Here is a 17,622-nt window from a genome sequence, read left to right as displayed (position 1 = left end):
CTGTTATTAGTTTCCTACTTCCCCATCGGAACCAGCACGCCGAGGTGGGCGGATGGGCCGCGGTTGTACATTTTCAGATCCCCGATCAATCGCCGGAGTCCGAGGTGGTAACGTGCTTCGGCGAAGATCTTGAGTGATTTTACCGGATAAGCAATGCCCAAGCCGCCCGCAACGCCATAATCAAATGCTCTTTGTCCAAAACCGTCATTCATATTGACGACACCGGACTCGTCCTTTGACACGACACCGTCGTATGTAATTTTAGACGTGTACTTAAATCTCACATTACCAACCCGATAGCGAAGTTCGGGTCCCAGCGAAACAATGCCTGTAAATTTCCCGATGCTTGATTTCCATTGCAGCAAGACCGGAAGCTCGATCAGGTTTAACAGAAACTTACCTGTTTCCTCACTTTTGAGTATCAACCCGTTCAAAGGGCCTTCTCCGGAAGTCTCATATTGCGCCCCGCGTTGTGAAAAGCCTGGTTCAAACTGAATGCTCAGGCGTGCGTTTAAGTTTTTATTGAAGAGTACTGCGACGTTTGTTCCGACCCTGGTATCATAATCAAAAATTTCACCAGGTTTGAAATTGGCGAAATTGACACCTGCACGAATGCCGACGTGATATTGAGCCTGGGACTCCGCGGTCGAAACGAAGATGAGCGCTGAAATCAGCCAATAAAAGAACGTAGAATTTTTCATAGAAGACACGTTACAGGATGATTAACCACTTATATAACGTGCGGTGACATCTTCTTTATATTCTTCATCTGAGATCCTTCAAATGGGCCTTCTTTCATTAGCCTGACCGCATGATAATGAAATACTCCCGGTTTGCTGGACAGCCGACGGATGAAATTAAGTTTAATTAGGATGCTTTTGCATTGATCTGGAAAAACAATTCATCGGGAATGTACCCGGTTCCTGTGTGTTTGCGTCGACGGTTGTAAAATTCCACATATGCTTTTACTCCCCGATACAAATCCATCCCGCCATTTGGAGGATTTAAGTATATGTACTCTTGTTTGAGCGACCTCCAAAATCTTTCGATGAAAACATTGTCTAGGGCCCGTCCTTTTCCGTCCATAGAAATTTGTATCCCTTTCTCTAAGAGCGGCTTAATAAAACCCTGACTTGTGAATTGGCTACCCTGGTCGGTATTGAATATTTCGGGCTTTCCCTGTGTACGGATCGTATCCAAAAGCGTTTCCCGGCACCATTCCATACTCATTGTATTGGAGATACTCCATCCCACAATTCGACGGCTGTAAACGTCAATAATGGCGAACATGTACATAAATCCTCTGAACATTGGAATATAAGATATATCGGCTTGCCAGACCTGATTGGGGCGCTCAATCTTCAACCCCTTCAGCAAATATGGATATTTGTAATCTGTTGGTTTGGATTTGCTTAGATTGCGCTTGGGATAAATTGTGCGCAAATTCATAAGTCTATAAAGTCTTCTCACCCGCTTCACACCAACAGGATATCCCAGTCCGATCAGGTAATCACGCATGCGTTCTACGCCATAAAACGGGCACTCTAGAAACTGGCGATCAATGGCCTTCATCAATCGCTGGTTTAACAGAGACTGACCTCTCGGCCTAAAGTAATAGCTACTACGCTGTAAACCAATCAATTTGCACTGTGCCGAGACGCTTAGCTCAGGGTACTCAGGGGAAACAAGTCCGCGTTTCTCCATAACACTCATTTCCCCAAGACCTTTTTTAAAAAATCGACTTGGACTTGAAGTTCACCGATTTTAGAATACAATTCCTTCTCTTTTGTGTTTTCGGATTCATTACCAGTGGTGGGTGCCTCTTTACTGAAAACTAATTCAGCCTTTTCCAGAAACTCTCGCTTCCAGGCAGCTATCTGTGTTGGATGAATCTCGTACTTGGAGGCCAATTCCTGCACGGTCTGAACCTCTTTAATCGCTTCAATAGCCACTTTGGCTTTGAAGCTCGCACTGAATTTTCTACGTTCCTTTTTCATAGTCAGCTACTAAGTTAGAAATTTAAGCAGCTGTCCAGATTTCTGGGAGTATTATATAATAATGGTTATCCCCCTCGTCTTCGAATTCCTCGATGAGCGAAAGTCCCGATGCGGTCAGCAATTTTACGTAGCTCTCCGTTCCAAGCGATATCGATTCTGTTTCCGTAATGGCATCCTCCCATTTCATTTTTTGAGAAGGGGCGGTAAATAGCAGCTTTCCGCCAGGGTAAAGCGCATTGGCCATTTTTTGAATCACAATACGCTGTGTCTCCTCCGGCAAAAGGAAAATTACCCCCCAGGCAATTATAGCATCGAATTGCCGGTTGAAAAATGAAGAATCCTCAGCAGCTTCACATGCAACCGGAATGTCGGGAAAATTATGCCGGAATGCCCTAACCATCGAGGGCGACGCATCGACCCCGTAAACGGTCAGGCCTTCATCAACCAATGTCTTCGTAATCGGGTCACCGGCACCACAACCGACATCCAGCACTGTGGCATGGAGCGGCAGCGACCTTGCCCAAAGCCGAACGGATGCCGCACCGACTCCATCGACGCCCTTCGAGCGGCAGCGAATGAATGTCGCCGTGTTGTTCTCGTATCCGTTTGATTTGTCCATTCGTAAGGCCACTTTTCTTTTACATCTTTCATTGTGCTGAGAGCCTGATTCACCTGGTCCTACTTGCCACTTTGCCGGCTACTAGCTAGCCACGGTTTCAGCACCTTCGTAATCTGCGGCATCACCACCCACGTCAGCAGCCCCACCATACACCCGGCCACAATCAAGGTCCTGAATGCAGGATGCAATCCCTGAATATATGGGCCAAGAACATAAGTCAGGAACAGGCTGGTAGGATACACCCCGCAAAGCGTTGCCACCGCCATTTTCCATCTCGGCGGAGGAACCGGAGAGCGAAACCACGCTTCCAGACCCGTCAGCTCTCGATAAACAGGTTCCTCTGTCAGCGTCGATGCGTAGGCTTCCCAATCTTTGAACAACTTCGAATTGTAAAAAGCATCCCGCTCAGCCTGATCGGCAAAAGTTCTTAATATCCCGATTTCGCGGCTCTCGCTGCCTGGCAGAGCGGTCATCATGGCTGCACCGTGGACACCGCCATGGAGGAACGAGTCGCCCAGAAAACGTCGCAGGGCGTCTTTGAATTCTTGTTCTTTTCCGGGGAGGACTTTGCGGGTGATGGCTACGTGGATGGGCATGGGGATGTGGGTTGAAAGTAGTAATGCAAATTTATCGAATTCTATATTTTTGGCTTGCCTTACAGTCCTGTAATATCGAGAAAGCAATTTTTACGAATGCTTCAAATGACTTACCAACTTGAAAAGGCTAAATTTGACCAAATCGCGAACAGAACCTGAATGAGCAAGGAAAGTCAAATAGAAGACGATCTTAAAGGGCCTTGACATTTCACCGCGAAAAGCTATGCAGCAGATCGTGGATTACAAAAGCGACCGGGCAATAGTTACGGTAATTCCCTGCTTTGCTTCATGCAATTGTTTATTGTCAGCAACAGGACAAACACATACTATTTCGCGAATAACAGGAGCCAGCATTTTGCATTCAATGCAGATGAGCAGTTTTTGTCCATTTACCAGCTAGCGGATGAAAACAACAAGAAAATCACACACCTCGAACCTTTCACCGATAAGTTCCCTGACCAAGTGCACGCTGGGTGAAATGATCAGCAAGTATATGGTGCTGGTTGAGAGCGAACAGAAATTGCTCGTGATGCGGCCATACCAAATTTATGCGGTGAAAGCCATCATGGATTGCATTCACCAAAACCGGGGTAACGGGTATATCTGGCACACGACAGGAAGTGGGAAAACCTTGACGTCAGGTGGCGTCATCCCATTGATCCGAGGGTTTTTGGTCCGAACAGTTGGATAATAATGATATCGTCGCCCCACAGCAGCACTTGTCAAAAGTACCTGTTATAGACCAGAGTATTCCTCTTTATTTGCCCCGCAAACTTTTTAGAAACACTTTATGAATTTTTTCAAATAAGAATCGCCCAGAGTTAGGGGGTGCCAGTCTGTACAATGTATTTGCCAGTCCGAAAAAAGTTTGCAGCGATGGTCGAGTCCCTCAGATCGAACTTCTCGTTGTGTATCGAGTAACCAGCAGTTGCCAGAATTGCGCGGTCGTACTCGCGACGAAGTTGACTCGTGTTTAATTTTCTTCTCACCGCTGATGCGCACAGCGAATCAACCGTAATTTCAATGTTCGTTGCCATTCTTTCCGCAGTGGCCTGACTAACCGCGCGGCTCCCCCTTGTGTAAGTCTTAATGATCGATTTCCGCATTTTCAATATCCGCTGATGTTCCTTAGCACACTGTTCATCCGTCACCCTAATTTGCCCGACCGACTTTTGCGGCCAAAACGAAACGACGAAAAAAGTAAATGCAAAAGTGATAAAGAGTCGCATAGAGAAGGATCTATTTTCAAAGCACTAGTATACACAAATTTTTTACTTGTTGCCTACTAGACAGATACAAGTACAAAAAAAGTTATGCATATTCTTTTGGCGAAATTGACTGATAGGAGTTTGGTTCTCGCTGATTTGGGGATGAGTTTTCAGGTGGTTTAAGTGTTCAAAGTTTAGAAAATGTCTGTGGTTTTTGGCGGTGATAACTGCGATGGTGCTAAATTTAATGTCCATTAGTAGTGTTAAAGCGTTTTTTAGCACTACAAAATATGGCTATCGGTGACTATCCAAGTAACCAAGATTTTAATACAGTATATACTTCCACATATACCCACTGACCCCACCGATTATACCACTTTTTTGGGAAAAATCCATGTCTAGAGAAAAGACAAAGTCACCTAAGTTTCTAATTTTTTTCCAGGTAACTCCTCCGTCTCTGGTTTCAACGATCACTTCGTCACCGAAGACATTTTCTCTGGTGGAGCCAATGCCATATTTAGTATCAAAAAAATGAACATTTAACAAATCCATATCACTTACCTTTGTCCAGGAACTTCCAAAATCGTTGGATAGATGCAGTCGTCTGTCCAAAATAGCGAAAGTTGACGTTCCAATCGTTTTTTGAACTTTCCATATCTGCTGGTCATAATATTTGTAAGTGAATATGTCATTCTTCCCGGTAATCATTACATATTGGTCGCCTGAAAGCCCACTGTAGGCTTTCCCGAATTTGTAGGCTTTCCCGAATTTAGGACAGTGTAGGATTAGACTCGAAATGAGCTAATTTTAACTGTCACATGAAAAAGAAAAACTACTCAGAGACCCAGATCGTGGCGATCCTCAAACAGTATGAGGGTGGCCGAGAAGCCATGGATGTTTGCCGCGAATACGGCATTTCCAAGGCAACGTTGTTCAATTGGCGCAAAAGATACAGTGGTATGGAAGCTGCGCAATTGAAAGAACTGAAGGCTTTGCAGGATGAAAATCGACGATTGAAGCAGATGTATGCGGAACTAAGCCTGGATTACAAACTTGCAAAGGACATCATCGAAAAAAAGCTGTAGAGCCTTGTCGACAAAAGGAACTTGTGGGGTGGGCTGTTGAAGAAAAAGTATCCGTTGGCAGGGCTTGCCGGGTAGTTGGGTTACATCGATCTAAGTGGTACTACCGTAGCAGAAAAGATGATCAGCCAGTGATTGAAAAATTACGAGCATATGCGGAAGCCTACCCGACAAGAGGCTTTGACGACTACTATGGGAAACTTCGCAATGAGGGTTTAGTGTGGAACCGCAAAAGGGTTCTAAGAGTTTACCGACTGCTAAATTTGAAGCATCGCCGTCGTCACAAACGGCGTTTACCAGCTCGAATCAAGCAGCCCTTACAGGTACCCAGTGAGCCAAACAAGAGTTGGAGCATGGACTTTGTCTCTGATGCGCTGGTGAATAAACGTAAGATCCGAGTGCTGACAATTCTGGATGATTGCAGCAGAGAAGTACTTGCAGCACATGCAGATTTTTCACTTCCTGCTCAGAAAGTAATCGATGTTTTGGAACTAATAGCATTAGTCAGACCATACCCCGAACAAATTCGGGTTGACAATGGGCCTGAATTTCTAGCAGATAAATTCAGGCAATGGTGTGAAGATAAAGGCATCGCAATCCACTATATTCAGCCAGGAAAACCGATGCAAAATGGGTATGTGGAAAGATTGAACCGCACTTATCGCGAGGATGTCTTAGATGCCTATTTATTTGAATCCCTTGAACAGGTTCGTATTTTGTCTGACGAATGGATGGAAGATTACAATCGATTTCATCCGCATCAAGCACTGGCTGGCTTAGCACCGGCAACGTTTGTCAAGAAACTAGAAATGGATAAAGTCTAAACGTGCACTGTCCTCATTAGGGTAAGGCTTCAACAGCAAAAGAAACACGCAGAAAAGTACACGATGCTTCATGAAGATTTTTGGAAGTGAGGCGTTATCGGAAGCTGAAATTAAACTATGATCAATGCAAATGAAAGTTACAATTCAAAATATGACGGTTGCAAGCCTTCACTCGTCTTTCGGCTATTTACCTAACCGAATGTTGTTAGGCAGTGAACAGGCTGCGAATCGGGATTTTACGGGAATTTTTCAGCGTCTTATTTCGCAAAGCGTCGAACTACACGAATGACGCTGGAAAACATGGGAATTTTTGCATTTTTTGATACAATGTGAAAAACAAAAATGCCCGTAAATCATTGATTTACAGGCATTTTGTTTGACTTTGAACTATTTTCAAGGGAGGGAGACGGGTCTCGAACCCGCGACCCCCAGAACCACAATCTGGTGCTCTAACCAACTGAGCTACAACCTCCGTTTTGAGGACACAAAATTAGGAAAAGGTTTACAGCTTGCAAGAGATTTTCACAAATTTTTTACAAACCGCAAACCCTTTCAGTAGCCGAAGCCCGATTATTTAGCCGCAGTGTACAGTGCGTCAGCAGCTTTCCAGTCTACAACGTTCCAGTACGCGTCGATGTAGTCGGGGCGCTTGTTTTGATATTTGAGGTAATATGCGTGCTCCCATACGTCCAGGCCGATTACCGGAGTTCCTTTTACTTCGGCAATGTCCATCAATGGGTTGTCCTGGTTAGGAGTAGAAGTGATAGCCAGCTCGCCGCCGTCTTTCACTACCAGCCACGCCCAGCCTGATCCGAAACGGCCGGTGGCGGCTTTTTTGAATTCGTCTTTAAATGCAGTGAATGAACCGAATTTCGCGGTGATGGCTTTGCCCAGTTCTCCGGTAGGTTCGCCGCCGCCGTTTGCCGAGAGCGATTTCCAGAAGAATGTATGGTTCCAGTGCCCGCCGCCGTTGTTGCGTACAGCCGCAGGGGCCTTGCTGATATTGGCCAAAAGTTCGTCTATGGTTTTGCCTTCCAGCTCAGTGCCAGTTACTGCTGCATTCAGATTGGTAACGTAAGCCTGGTGGTGACGGTCGTGATGTATCTCCATGGTCAATGCGTCGAAGTGTGGCTCCAGAGCATTGTTTGCGTAAGGTAAAGGATCAAGTGTAAATGCCATTTTTAGTGTAGTTTAATGATTGAAAAATTTGTTTTAACAGTAAGGCTAACAGCAGAAAGCCGCTTTATGTTCTTAATTGCCTGAAAAATTTGAGGAGCAACTCTTGCGATTCCGCGGCCATAATGCCCGTTACGAGCTTCGTTTTCGGATGCAAAAGTGGTTGACCAATCCTCGAAAATCCGCGTTTTTCGTCCATCGCCCCCACGACCACCCGCCTGATCTGCGTCCAGTAAAGCGCACCGGCACACATGACGCACGGTTCGAGCGTTACGTACAGCGTGCAGTCCGTAAGATACTTGGAGCCGAGATGGTCGGCGGCTGAGGTGATTGCGATCATCTCGGCGTGAGCGGTGACGTCGTTCAGGCGCTCGGTCTGGTTGTACCCGCGCCCGATGATCCGGTCCCTGGCGACGACAAGCGCGCCGACGGGGATTTCGCCGTCCTCGTAGGCCTTGCGCGCGAGGCCCAGGGCTTCTTCCATAAAATAATGGTCCGTAATGTCTGCCTGTATATCCATATGCCGGTAAAGAAAACGGGACATTCATTGCATCGCAACAAATGTCCCGTCGTGTTGTTTGAATTAGTTATCAGGGTTTTATCACGCGCTGCACGGTGCTCAGATTACCATTTTGAATGCGCAGCAGGTAAAGTCCCGAAGGATAATTGGCGAAATCGACTTCCGTCTTTTGCTGTTTGATCGCCTGGCTCGCGCGCGGACGGCCGTTGAGGTCCACGACTTCGATTTTCGCCTGTTTCGGAGAAATAGTGCCCGTCACTTCGACGGTACATTTGCCGTTGATCACCGTGGGGTAAACCTTCGCCCAGTTTGCCGGCGCGGGTGGCTCCACGCCCAGAATCGGATCAACCTGCACCCTTACGGTGCCTACGCCCCTGCCGATACCACAGCCGTTGGTTACTTTGGTAATGGCGTAGGTGGTGGTTACTTTGGGAGCCAGTTTGAAAACAAACGGGGTCGCGTTCGCGTTGATGAGCGTGTCTTTGGTCCCATTGTTCAGCGTAATCACCCAGGGCGATTTTCCGGTAATTTCCGCTTTGAGCTCCGCCGTTTCTCCAACCACGATCGTTTGAGTGCCTGTCAGCGTGGCCACAGGCAGCGGACTTGCGTTGATCGTGATCGGACTTACGCTTCCTTTTACGGTAAAGTCGGGATTCGTGCCCGAGCTGATCACCCGCACGAAGTAAGCGCCTCCCCTGGTTGTATCGGGGAATGTGGCCGACACGGTGTTTGCGGTGGCAGTCGACGGGATCGTATAGAATTTGGCATCCGCATTCTCGGTCGCCACCTGCAACTTGAAGGTATTGCCGGCAGGGAAATCGCCCGACTGCTGGAATGGCACTGTGAACGGCTTCCCGGCACAAATTTCCGAAACGGAGGGGCTTCCCGAGTTGATGGTCGGAACTTTCACCGTAACAACGGCCAGACCGTTAATGGTACCTTTGCCGCAAGCGTTGGAAACTTCGGTGAGGAGGTAGCTGGTTGTAGTATTCGGTTTAACTTCCACCTGGTGGTTAGCCTGGTCGGTCGTTGCGGTATCGCCGTTGGACAGAATATATTTCCACGGCCCGTCGCCGGTAAACTTGATGTTAATGGTCGCCGACTGCCCGAGATCGATGGTGGAGTTACCGGAAATCGTCGCGGAGGGCAATGCCTTGATATGAATTTTGATCTCCTCCTTGGGGCTTTCGCAGCCGTTTGTTCCTGTTTGCGTTACATAGAACGAATAATCCTGAACCTTTTCGGTAAACGGAATGAAAGGAACGCCTTGAAATTCGGTGTCGTTTGCACCGCGGTACCATTTCAAAACAGTTCCGGTGGCGTCGAGTGCCGGGGCTTTGTCGTTCTGGCAATATTCGAGGTATGTCTTGGTCGATGGTTTCGGTGTGGTATTGATTTTCACATCGATTTTCGCACGGTCGCCAGCACATCCGGCCAGCGTTTGTCCGACATAGTAGGACGTAGTTCCACCTTCCGCCGTTGACGGGGTCGGTGGATTGGGGCTTGCCGTGCCGCCTGTCGCGTTAGTTCCATACCAATCCAGCGTCGCATTCGTAACAGCCGTCGCTTCCAATGGCTTTGCAGCTACGAACTGGCAATATTCGATCAGCGGTTGTGGAATGCCGGGGAGGCCGGGAAGAGGTTTTACGAGAATTTTCTGTGCAATGCGCGTGGTGCTTTCGCAGCCTTTGCCCGTGACCTGCGTTACATAGTAAGTCGTTTCTTTTGCGTCTTTCAGGTTAATGGAGGGTGCCGTTTTGCTGGCTGTTCCGCCGGTTGCGGCCGCATACCAGTTCAAAGTATTGCCCGCCGACGCCTGTGTAGGAAAAGTGTAATTTTTATCCGCACGTTCCTGACAGAATGCTTCCGACAATGCCGTCACATTCGCAGGCGTAGCATTGATAGTCACATCCAGCTTCGAGCGTGTACTCTCGCACGTGAGGTTTCCATAAGTCGTGGATTGGGTAACATAATAGGACGTCGTACCGACAGTCGTCGCAGTTGGCGTTGGAGCTGTGGTCGATCCTGAACCGCCGGTCGGTACGGTGTACCATTTGTAAACCGGTCCGGAAGGGGTCAATGCGATGGGTTTTTCGCCAACGCAATAATCAACAGGTTTAACAGTTGGTGCCGCGGGGGTATCTTTAATTATCACATCGATTTTTGCTCTCGGACCTTCACACAGTCCTGCGGTTGTTTGGCTGACGTAGTAGCTGGTAGTGCCCACAGTTGTTGTTACTGGTACCGGCGCGCCAGCTAATGCGGTGCCTCCGCTTGCGGTAGTGTACCATTTAAGGGCGGTTCCGGTGGCAGTCAAGGCAGTTGCCGTTGAGTTTTGGCAAAGGTTCACCGTTGCAGTAACAGCCGGGGCAGTAGATGGGTTCTTTACAACCACAGCTACTTCCTTTCTGGCCTGGCTTTCACACCCATTCACTGTTTGGGAAACATAATAGCGCGTCGTTCCAGCAGCGGTTGTAACGGGTGTGGGGGTTCCCGACAAGGCGGTTCCGCCGGTTGACGACATATACCATTTCAGGTTCTCGCCGTCGGCAGTTAACGGTGAAGCTTTTTCGTTCAGGCAATATTCGACAGGTGATGTGGCATTGGGAGCAGGAGTTTCGCGGATTGTTACCTTAATTTCGGCCCTCGCGCTTTCGCAAGCACCTACGGTTTGAGACACGTAGTAGCTCGTAACGCCCGCTGTTGCGCTCGAAGGTTTAGGTGCGGTTGACGAGCCAGTACCGCCTGATGACTGGGTGTACCATTTCAGATTGGAACCGGTAGCGGTAAGCGCGGTGGTTGCGGCTCCTATACAATATGAAACATTGCTTACACCCGGCGCTGCTGGCGGCGTACAAGCACTTACGGTTACCACAATTTGAGCTCTTGCACTTTCACAGCCACCGACCGTTTGAGAAACGTAATAGTTGGTTGTCCCGGGAGCGGCGGTCGACGGAGTAGGTGCGGTTGCAGAACCGGTTCCACCTGTGGCGGCCGAATACCATTTCAAATTTGTACCTATTGCGGTTAATGGAGTCGCCGCATCGCCCACTGTGTATGATTTATTAGCGACCGTTGGCGCCGCCGGCGGTGTACAGGCATTTACCGTTACAACGATTTCAGCGCGGGCGCTTTCACATCCTCCTACGGTTTGGGATACAAAATAGCTGGTTGTACCTGCTGCCGCCGTTGAAGGTGTAGGCGCGGTTGTAGAACCGGTTCCACCTGTGGCGGCCGAATACCATTTCAAATTTGATCCAGTTGCGGTTAATGGAGCCGCCGCATCGCCCACTGTGTATGATTTGTTAGCGACGGTCGGTGCTGCGGGCGGTGTGCATGCACTTACCGTTACAACGATTTCAGCGCGGGCGCTTTCACATCCTCCTACGGTTTGGGATACAAAATAGCTGGTCGTTCCAGCTGTGGCTGTCGATGGTGTAGGCGCTGTTGCGGAACCGGTTCCACCTGTGGCAGCCGAATACCATTTAAAAGTTGCACCTGCCGCGCCGGTAGCAGTCAATGGGGTTGAAGCGTCTCCAACTGTGTAAGATTTGTTGGTAACTGCCGGGGCGGCCGGAGGTGTACATGGAGCTACGACCACATCAATTTTGGCTCGCTCACTTTCGCATCCTGTTATCTTTTGAGATACCCAGTAACTTGTAGTTCCGGCGATAGCTGTTGATGGTGTAGGCGCTGTTGCGGAGCCACTGCCGCCAGATGCGGAGGAGTACCACAAAAGCCCCGTTGCAGGTGTGGCCGTAAGTGCAGTGGGCGTGTCTCCTTGCGTATAGTTGACAGGCGTGGTTACGGTAGGAGTTGCAGGAACCGCATTGATTGTGATGGCGACACTTTCAGAACCTGTAATCTTAATTACTGCTGCAAGCTTGGAAACTACGCGAATTTTATAGCCGGCTCCGGCGGTCGTTGAGGTTGGAATAGTTGCTGCAATTGGCGACGCCGCGGAAGTTCCGATTTCTGTTGGAGTCGCGCTAAAGACACCTGCGGCATCGGATAACTGTGCAACGAAAACCACGGCTGGCGCCACTGTACCTGTGGTTGTGAATGGTACCGAAAGATCGCCTCCCACGCAAGCCGGCGACGGGGTGATTGTCCCGGTGGTAATCGTAGTCTGTCCAAAAGAAAATGCCAGGCAGAATACCGTGGCGAAAATGGTAAGTAAACTCTCTTTAATAAATGTTTTTTTCATGTATCTGTCTAAATATCTTTCCGCTAACCTTTTGACTGGTAAAGTTAGAGATATTTTTCAAATACGCCGATGGTGATTTAAGGAAGCTGGTTTTTCCGTTGAATCAATGAACTGTACACAACGTCCTGGATTTTTCTTCGTGTACGCTGGGTGGTGATAGCCGTGTTTTCCGGATCGGGGTTTACGCGGTTTGAAAGGAATACAAATATCAGATCTTCCTCGGGGTCGACCCACACCATCGTACCCGTGAAACCGGTGTGGCCGAACGAGTTGATGGACGCCTGGGGCGACACGTAGGAACTATTGCCGTCCGCCGGCGCCTTGTCCCAGCCGAGTCCGCGATGGTGCGATTCGTCGTACATGCGCGAGAAGAACGGAACGGTGGCTTGTTCGTAATAGCGCTTTCCGGCATAATTGCCTTTCCAGAGGTTCATTTGCAATAAAACGGCAAGGTCGCGGGCGGTACCGAACAGCCCAGCGTGACCTGAAACGCCGCCTACAATGGCTGCCATCTGGTCGTGCACCGTGCCTTGCAGCAGCTGCCCGCGGAAACGGTAATCCTGTTCCGTAGGTGCAATCTGTTTTTCGGAAAAACGGCGCAGCGGGTTGAAGCCCAGGTAAGGCAGCCCGAGCGGTTCGTAAATGTTGGCGGCCAGGAAAATGTCGAGCGGCTGGCCGACTACTCTTTCCACGATCTTTTGCAAGGTCAAGAAGCCGAGGTCGCTGTACAGATAACCGTAATTGCCTGCACGGTCGCGGCGGTTGTTCATGGGCGATTCCACGACCCATTTCCAAACCGAGTCGCGTAACGCACCCTTAGCAAAAAGCTTCGGCGCCACTTGCAGATAGTAGGTGGTATCCTGTTTGGAGCTATAATATTCGGGCAGCAAGCCTCCCGCGCTGGTTTTGGTCCTGTCCCAAAGCGATGGATAGAATGAAATGAGCCCCGAACGGTGGAGTAACAGGTCGCGGATAGTGAAGTTCTGTTTGTTGGTACCGGCGAGTTCGGGCAGGTATTTCGATGCCTTGTCGTCCAGATTGATTTGTTTCCGGTCGTAAAGCAGCATCACAGCCTGCAATGTGGCCGACACTTTGGTAAGGGATGCCAGGTCATAAATCGTTTCCGGCGTTACCCGCTCGTTGGTTCGATAGCTCAGTCCGCCGAACTGTTTCTCGTAAACGATTTTGCCCTGCCGCGCCACTAGCACTTCGCAGCCGGGGAAAACATGATCGTTTACCGCCGACATCGCGATTTCATCGATTTTTTTCAATGTTATGCCATCCATTCCCACACTTTCCGGCGTGCCGAATGCAATGCGGTTAATGGAAGCCGTATTCACGCCGCTACCCGCCTTGTAGGGCTGCACCGACACCGGCAGGCGCCCCTTCGAGCCGAGGGCACCGAAAATGATCTGCGGAACGATTTCCTGCTGGTCCTTTCCGTCCTGATTCGCACAGATTATCACATCTGTTTCGGGGAAAAACTGAATGCTGTATGGCGAACCGAACAGGCAAAGAATTACCTTTTTGTTCTGTTGTTTGAGCTGGTTCACGAAGTCGGCCATGGCGGGTGTAATCCCGTTGTTGCGGCCCGGTTTGGAACTGATACCATGCACGGCCACGATGACCGTGTTGTAAGGTTGCAAATACCCCAGCATTTCGGTGATCTGCTCCTGCGACGACGGCGCATCGTAAAAGGAGTAGCTGCGCATCGGCTTGTAGGTCGAGAGCATTTTCTGGAATGCTACGCTGCTACCCTCGCCAATGCTTACCGACGCCAGGTTATTATCCAGCACCGAACCGATCGGCAGCAGGTTGTTGTCATTTTTCACGACGGTAACGGAAGCCTCGCAAAGTTCGCAGTAGAGCTCTTTGCTTGTCTCGCTGTTGAGGTCGTTGTAAAGATTGTGGATGTCGATGGGCTTGTACCGGCTCAGTCCGGCCCAGTACTTGGCCTGCAAAATTCGTTTTACCTTGTCATCGATGATCTTTTCGCTGATCAGTTTCTGGTTGATGGCGTCTTTGATGCGGGCCACGGTCTCGGCAATGCTTTCGGGGTAGAGGAGTACATCGTTGCCGGCTACCAGCGCTTTGAAGTTCACATCGGCGGCCTTGCCATTTTTGAGCACGCCGCGCATATTCATGGCATCGGTAAATACCAGTCCGCGGAAGCCGAGGTCCTTACGCAACAGGCCATTCACTACCTTGTCGGAAAGCGAGCTGGCCTGATTCGGCGTATTGTCTAATACAGGAATGTACAAATGTGCATTCAGAACGCCCATGAGGCTGTCTGCTATCATTTCCCGGTAAGGATACAGATCGGTGTCGTTGAGCTGTTCCAAAGAATGCGTCAGAACGGGCAATGTGAAATGCGAATCGGCATCCGTGTCGCCATGCCCGGGAAAATGCTTGGCGGTGGCGATAATGCGGTTATGCTGCAGGCCTTTCATGTAGGCGATCGATTTCCGCGCCACATTTTCGCGGTCTTCGCCGAACGAACGTATACCGATTACCGGATTCGCCGGATTGCTGTTTACATCGGATACAGGCGCGAAATTGATATGGATTCCGAGGCGCTTGCATTGGCGTGCAATGTCGTCGCCCATGCGATAAATCAGCCGATCGTCCTGTATCGCGCCGAGTACCATCTGCTTCGGGAAAGAAATGGTGCTGTCGAGCCGCATGCCGAGGCCCCATTCGCCGTCGATACCGATAAACAGCGGGATATTGGAGTGCGACTGATAGCGGTTCGTAAGCTGCGCCTGGCCCACCGGGCCGCCCTGGAAGAATATCAGGCCACCGATCTGGTAATCGTTGATCAGCTTGTCGATGTATCTGTAATGGGATTCGTCGCGGTTGGAAAACGTCGCGACCATAAAAAGCTGGCCGATCTTCTGTTCGATTGTCAGCGATTTGAGCGTACTGTCGACCCATTGATTTTCGGGCAGCACAACCACCGGATCATGGCGTTTTCGGGGCGCCTTATGTTTTGGTTCGGTAATTGCCGCAGCCCTGGTTTTGACAGCTTCCGGTTTTACCGCCATCATTTTCCACGCCACGGATGCCATGGAAGTAAGCACTACCAGCGCCATTACAATCACTACAAAACGAAACCGGCCGAACCACCAATTTTTCATACCTGGAAACACTGACTTAACGAGGGAATGTTAGGTTAAAAAACTTGAACAACTGATATTGGAGTTTATCAAAAGTTACAATAATAACAATTTTTACGCACTTTAAATCCTGCAAAATATCGTTTTAATGCAATTCTAATATTTGCCTTGCCGAATGTCGTCCTGTTAATTAATGTCGTTACATCAGGCCTGCTGTGTGAGCTTCCTGAAAATGTCTTCCAGCGAATCGCCGGTTCCGCGGAGTGCCGACAGGGAACTGTCGCTGACCACCTTACCTTTATTAATGATAATAACCCGGTCGCACAATGCTTCTACTTCCTGCATAATGTGGGTCGAAAAAAGCACAGTTTTATCCTTCCCGGCCGTGCGGATCACCTCGCGGATTTCCTGGATCTGGTTGGGATCGAGGCCCGTCGTAGGTTCGTCGAGGATCAGCACATCGGGATTGTGTAAAAAAGATTGCGCTAGTCCAACCCGCTGGCGGTAACCTTTCGAGAGCTGGCCGATCTTCTTGCACCGCTCCGGTCCGAGGCCGCACATCGCGATCACCTCGTCGACCCGCGCTTTCAATGCGGCGCCACCCATTCCATATAGTTTGCCCGAAAAAAGCAGGAACTCCGTCACGTACATATCCAGGTACAGCGGATTATGCTCAGGCAGGTAGCCGATCGCCCGGCGTGCGGGCATGGGCTGCTGTATCACATCGAAGTCCGAAACCTTTGCGGTCCCTTCGGTAGGTTTGAGGTAACCCGTCAGGATTTTCATCGTGGTCGATTTCCCCGCACCGTTCGGGCCGAGAAAACCCACGATCTCGCCTTTTTTAAGGGTAAATGAAATCCCGTCGACCGCGCGCTGCGTTCCGTAAACCTTCGTGAGATGGGTGACCTGGATGGACATGGTTTAATTTTGAATGAGTGATTGTGTGAATTTTGAATGATTGAATGCTGAACTATTCCTGACGCAATGACTATTCTCAACTATACCTGACTATACCTGACTATACCTGACTATCATGACTATTCTCAACTATACCTGACTATTCATGACTATCATGACTATTCGTAACTATACCTGACTATTCATGACTACACCTGACCATTCTTGCCCCAAATTACACTTTCAGGAATAACTTATTTTTGTAAAGTAAATACATAAATGCCCATTGTACGGCGATAAATGCAATTACTTCGCCGACTGCCTCTACCGGATGCGGGAAGTAACTGAGTATTCCACCGAACAACGCGCGGGCTGTGTAGCCGAAGTCGATAAACCCGCCGATCATGTAAATTACAATCGAATTCATGCCTATTACCACAAAAAACAGCGTCCATTTGCGGTAATTCAGCACGTCTACGATCCAGTAGAACAATGCGAGCAACAAGGTGCTGAACCCGCCTGCGCAGAGTACGAAGGAACTGGTCCAGAGGTTTTTGTTAATGGGGAAAAAATAATCCCACACCAGACAGAGCAGTAGGCTTACTATCCCCGCGAATGTGAGGTAAATGACTTTGTTTTTTTGGGAAATGATTTCGTGGCTGGTTCGGAGCAGCTCGCCTGCGAAAATACCCATCAGACCGGTGGCAATGGCCGGAATCGTCGAGACGAGCCCTTCCGGATCGTGAATGGTAAGGTGCAGACGGCCCGGGATCAGCATTTTGTCGATGTAGCTGGCTGGGTTACAGTCGATCGTCAATAACCCGGCGCCGCAGCCCGGCACGGGGTAGAACATCATAAAGAGATAATAGCCGATGAGCAGCCCGCCAAACCAGACCCAACGCGCACGGTAACCGAAATAGAGGTAGATGATCTGCGCGAACATTCCCGCGAGCCCGATGCGCGCGAGCACGCTCGGGTAACGCATTTGCGACCATTCCGTTTGGAAGAGGCCGTTGTTGTAGATGATCCCTAAAATGACGAGGATAATGCCGCGCTGGATCACCTTACGGATGAGCTGCGATGGCGGGACTCCTTTTTCGAGGCGGCTCCCGAGCGAGAATGGCGTCGAGACGCCGGCCATGAAAAGGAATGTCGGGAAAATCAGGTCGTATGCCCGGAAACCATTCCAGTCGGGATGGGTGAACTGGTGAGCCAGGAATACCGCCCACGACCAGCCGGTCGCTTTCGCGAGTACATGGAAAATCTCTTCGCCGCCCGAAATCCAGAACATATCGAAACCACGCAATGTATCCAGGGACAACAACCTTTGTGAAGGAGCACTATCTTTCATCTGATAAAACAGGGTGTAGGAAAATAAAA

15 protein-coding genes and 1 tRNA gene are annotated in these 17,622 nt (G+C 49.5%); 3 read left to right on the top strand and 13 right to left on the bottom strand.

What is annotated here, in order from left to right; genetic code table 11:
* Positions 1–14 precede the first annotated feature (14 nt).
* The 5 genes from ABV298_RS11890 to ABV298_RS11870 form a co-directional block, all read right to left on the bottom strand.
* Positions 15–701 carry a porin family protein gene (locus ABV298_RS11890; protein WP_353722316.1) on the bottom strand — a complete coding sequence of 229 codons (687 nt, stop codon included), beginning with the start codon at positions 699–701 and terminating at the stop codon, positions 15–17.
* 166 nt (positions 702–867) lie between these two features.
* On the bottom strand, positions 868–1,704 hold the full coding sequence (locus ABV298_RS11885; RefSeq protein WP_353723174.1) for an IS3 family transposase: 837 nt from the start codon (positions 1,702–1,704) through the stop codon (positions 868–870).
* A 5-nt stretch (positions 1,705–1,709) separates the two neighbouring features.
* The gene (locus tag ABV298_RS11880; protein ID WP_353718731.1) at positions 1,710–1,997 is read right to left on the bottom strand and encodes a transposase; all 288 of its coding nucleotides are present in this window, start codon (positions 1,995–1,997) and stop codon (positions 1,710–1,712) included.
* A 22-nt stretch (positions 1,998–2,019) separates the two neighbouring features.
* Positions 2,020–2,616: a class I SAM-dependent methyltransferase gene (locus ABV298_RS11875; protein WP_353722315.1), complete on the bottom strand. Its 597-nt coding sequence runs from the start codon at positions 2,614–2,616 to the stop codon at positions 2,020–2,022.
* 59 nt (positions 2,617–2,675) lie between these two features.
* A complete protein-coding gene (locus ABV298_RS11870) occupies positions 2,676–3,212 on the bottom strand; it encodes an antibiotic biosynthesis monooxygenase (RefSeq protein ID WP_353722314.1) in 537 nt (178 codons plus the stop codon).
* Positions 3,213–3,615: 403 nt separating this feature from the next.
* On the opposite strand from ABV298_RS11870, the gene ABV298_RS11865 reads away from it, so the two are divergent.
* Positions 3,616–3,903 (top strand): DEAD/DEAH box helicase family protein, encoded by a 288-nt coding sequence (locus tag ABV298_RS11865; protein WP_353722312.1) that lies wholly within the window; start codon positions 3,616–3,618, stop codon positions 3,901–3,903.
* Positions 3,904–4,744: 841 nt separating this feature from the next.
* Here ABV298_RS11865 and ABV298_RS11860 read toward each other — a convergent pair.
* Positions 4,745–5,032: a hypothetical protein gene (locus tag ABV298_RS11860; RefSeq protein ID WP_353722311.1), complete on the bottom strand. Its 288-nt coding sequence runs from the start codon at positions 5,030–5,032 to the stop codon at positions 4,745–4,747.
* Between the two features lie 206 nt (positions 5,033–5,238).
* On the opposite strand from ABV298_RS11860, the gene ABV298_RS11855 reads away from it, so the two are divergent.
* Positions 5,239–5,505 (top strand): transposase, encoded by a 267-nt coding sequence (locus ABV298_RS11855; RefSeq protein ID WP_353718688.1) that lies wholly within the window; start codon positions 5,239–5,241, stop codon positions 5,503–5,505.
* The gene (locus ABV298_RS11850) at positions 5,433–6,326 is read left to right on the top strand and encodes an IS3 family transposase (RefSeq protein WP_353723163.1); all 894 of its coding nucleotides are present in this window, start codon (positions 5,433–5,435) and stop codon (positions 6,324–6,326) included. Before ABV298_RS11855 ends, ABV298_RS11850 begins: the two co-directional genes overlap by 73 nt.
* A gap of 397 nt (positions 6,327–6,723) precedes the next feature.
* On the opposite strand, the gene ABV298_RS11845 is transcribed toward ABV298_RS11850, so the two are convergent.
* The 7 genes from ABV298_RS11845 to ABV298_RS11815 all read right to left on the bottom strand — a co-directional run bounded on the left by ABV298_RS11845 (position 6,724) and on the right by ABV298_RS11815 (position 17,593).
* Positions 6,724–6,799, bottom strand: a tRNA-His gene (locus ABV298_RS11845).
* Between the two features lie 97 nt (positions 6,800–6,896).
* Positions 6,897–7,505, bottom strand: a complete 609-nt coding sequence (locus ABV298_RS11840; RefSeq protein WP_353722310.1) for a superoxide dismutase — start codon at positions 7,503–7,505, stop codon at positions 6,897–6,899.
* Positions 7,506–7,569: 64 nt separating this feature from the next.
* Positions 7,570–8,022 carry a nucleoside deaminase gene (locus ABV298_RS11835; RefSeq protein ID WP_353722309.1) on the bottom strand — a complete coding sequence of 151 codons (453 nt, stop codon included), beginning with the start codon at positions 8,020–8,022 and terminating at the stop codon, positions 7,570–7,572.
* A 70-nt stretch (positions 8,023–8,092) separates the two neighbouring features.
* Positions 8,093–12,229 (bottom strand): T9SS type A sorting domain-containing protein, encoded by a 4,137-nt coding sequence (locus tag ABV298_RS11830; protein WP_353722308.1) that lies wholly within the window; start codon positions 12,227–12,229, stop codon positions 8,093–8,095.
* Between the two features lie 77 nt (positions 12,230–12,306).
* Complete coding sequence (locus ABV298_RS11825) at positions 12,307–15,366, bottom strand: glycoside hydrolase family 3 N-terminal domain-containing protein (protein ID WP_353722307.1); 3,060 nt, start codon at positions 15,364–15,366, stop codon at positions 12,307–12,309.
* A 183-nt stretch (positions 15,367–15,549) separates the two neighbouring features.
* Complete coding sequence (locus tag ABV298_RS11820; RefSeq protein WP_353722306.1) at positions 15,550–16,263, bottom strand: ATP-binding cassette domain-containing protein; 714 nt, start codon at positions 16,261–16,263, stop codon at positions 15,550–15,552.
* A 214-nt stretch (positions 16,264–16,477) separates the two neighbouring features.
* Entirely contained in the window at positions 16,478–17,593 is a 1,116-nt protein-coding gene (locus ABV298_RS11815; RefSeq protein WP_353722305.1) for a DUF5009 domain-containing protein, read from the bottom strand.
* Between the last annotated feature and the right edge of the window lie 29 nt (positions 17,594–17,622).

This window comes from Dyadobacter sp. 676 (genome assembly GCF_040448675.1).
Classification (GTDB): domain Bacteria; phylum Bacteroidota; class Bacteroidia; order Cytophagales; family Spirosomataceae; genus Dyadobacter.
Note: the sequence above shows the minus strand (reverse complement) of the source record. Positions and strands in the feature narration are given on the sequence as shown.